1 protein-coding gene is annotated in these 1,961 nt (G+C 67.9%); it reads right to left on the bottom strand.

Annotation, left to right across the window (positions count from 1 at the left end; translation table 11 throughout):
- Positions 1-981 precede the first annotated feature (981 nt).
- Positions 982-1,833: a discoidin domain-containing protein gene (locus tag ADK54_RS11360; RefSeq protein WP_053725456.1), complete on the bottom strand. Its 852-nt coding sequence runs from the start codon at positions 1,831-1,833 to the stop codon at positions 982-984.
- Positions 1,834-1,961 lie beyond the last annotated feature (128 nt).

The following is a 1,961-nucleotide window of genomic DNA, read 5'->3' as shown; positions in this document are numbered from 1 at the left end:
CCATCCCGCCTCCCCGCACCGATCGGACATGTCGTCACATCCAACCGGCCCAAGGACCATGAGCACCAACACGGCGAACCTACGCGGTCAAAGCACTAGCTGCGTCCGGTGTGGGGGCATCGATGCCCCCGTTACGGCGTACGAGCACGTCGATGCGCCTGGGCCGGATGCCGTCAGGGGCCCCGCTGTGGGGTGATTGGGTCCTGGTGGTTAGGCTCGCGGTGGCCCCGGCCCTCCTGATTTCAGGACAGGACGCGGAGGGGTTCGTGCAGGTCGGTATCCGTCCCGACTCCGGCCTGTACAGGGAGATGCTCCGGGCCCGCCCCGAACCAGTCCGGAGCGTCTCCCCGCGCCAGCCGAATGGGCAGAGCCCCCTTCTGCCCGTCTCCCTGCGTCCGATGATCAAGAAAGGGAGGGTGGGGGCTTGGTCTGCGGGTGTGGTGGGGGCGGGCACCGTGGGGAGTTGGGGCCGCGCGGTCACGGGCTGTCCGCGCGGTGCCGGGCCCCCTGTGCGGCCCTTGGCGGGTAGTCCGGAAATGGCTCAGGGCCCCGCGCCCGGGCGGCTGTGGGGTCCTGAGTCTGTGCACCTCACTGGGGGAGTTGAGGCGACCGGTTCAACGAGTGCATGGCCGACCGGTTCCGGGCGACTGCTGCTGCGGCACGCCCTCGCGGGGCTGTGCGGGGGTGCCCGGGGTGGGAGTGTCCGGGACGCGTGTTCCGTCACCGGCATGGTTGCCAGCCACTCGCCCGGACCTGGTCACCCTAACGGCCTACGTGCAGTCCGTTCCGAGTTCGGCGAGCTGCGCGAGCTGGTGTTCGTTCACAGTCGCGGCGGCTCTTCTGGTTGGGCATCCACACCCCGAGCCGTACGTCGTGGTCCTGGCCGTCGACGGCGCGATCATCTGTGCGGCCCCAGGGGGTGGCTGTAGCAGTTGGTGCCGGGTTGTGGCTATGGTGCGTGGCGCGTCCGGTGGGTCGCCTTCAGGAGATCGTGTACTGCTGCTTGTCGGTGTATTCGACACCCCCGATGCCGAGTACGACGCCCTGCCATGTGCCGAGGCGCAGTTCGAGCTTCTCTCCGGTGGCAAGTTTCCCGGAGAGGTTGATGGCTAGCGTTCTGCTGGTGCCGTTGGCGGCTTCCGTTTCGGCGGATTTCTTCCAGGACTCGTTTTCGCCGCCGTATTCCAGCCACACGGTGGCGCGTCGGGATTCTCTGCCGGCGGTGGCATCGAGGCGGCCGTTGATGGTGTAGCCGCCCTCTCCGTCCCAGCGGAGTTCGCCCTTGAAGTACAGGTGGACGATTCCCGCGGCGGAACGGTTCGTCCCGAAGGTCAGGTACGTCTCGCCGGGGCCGACGTACTTCTTGGGCTCGGGGAGGGCGGGGCCTGTTTCACCGGGTTGTTCGCCGGGCGGGCCGTATACCTCGAACCCGGAGAGGAAGGCGCCCCGTTCGCCCCAGGGGCCGGGGCCGTTGTTGGCCGTGAAGACCAGCCGGATGCAGCGGGTCGAGGTCTCGGGAAGGTCGATGGCCGCGTGGGGGGCGAAGTCGTAACGGGCGGAGGCGACAAGGGTGGTGAACGCCGTGCCGTCGTCGCTGCCCTCCACGGTCAGCGTCTGATTCTGCGCGGGCCAGTCGTCCCGGAGTTTCAGCACGAGCCGGCGCACCGAGCGCCGTGAGCCGAGGTCCACCTGGATCCACTGCGGGAACGGAGCCTTGTACGCGGACTCCCACCAGGTGTGCAGCAGCCCGTCGGCAGCCATCTCGGGACCCTTCCCCGAAGAGGAACTGCTCGCCCACATCTTCCTGCCCGCGGCGAGGTCGATGTCTCCCACCAGGGAGACGATCGCTTCGTCCTTCTCTAAGAGGCCCTAACAGAAGTGGTTGTTGACGTGACTGTCGGCTTGGCTGTTCGTTGGTGTGGGTGTGGGGAAGAGACAGTCGCGGCCGTGGATCGTGTCGG

Origin of the sequence: Streptomyces sp. WM6378 (genome assembly GCF_001279695.1) — a bacterium.
In the GTDB taxonomy this organism is placed as follows: domain Bacteria; phylum Actinomycetota; class Actinomycetes; order Streptomycetales; family Streptomycetaceae; genus Streptomyces.
The sequence above is the reverse complement of the archived record's forward strand: the minus strand, read 5'-3'. Positions and strand labels throughout refer to the sequence as shown.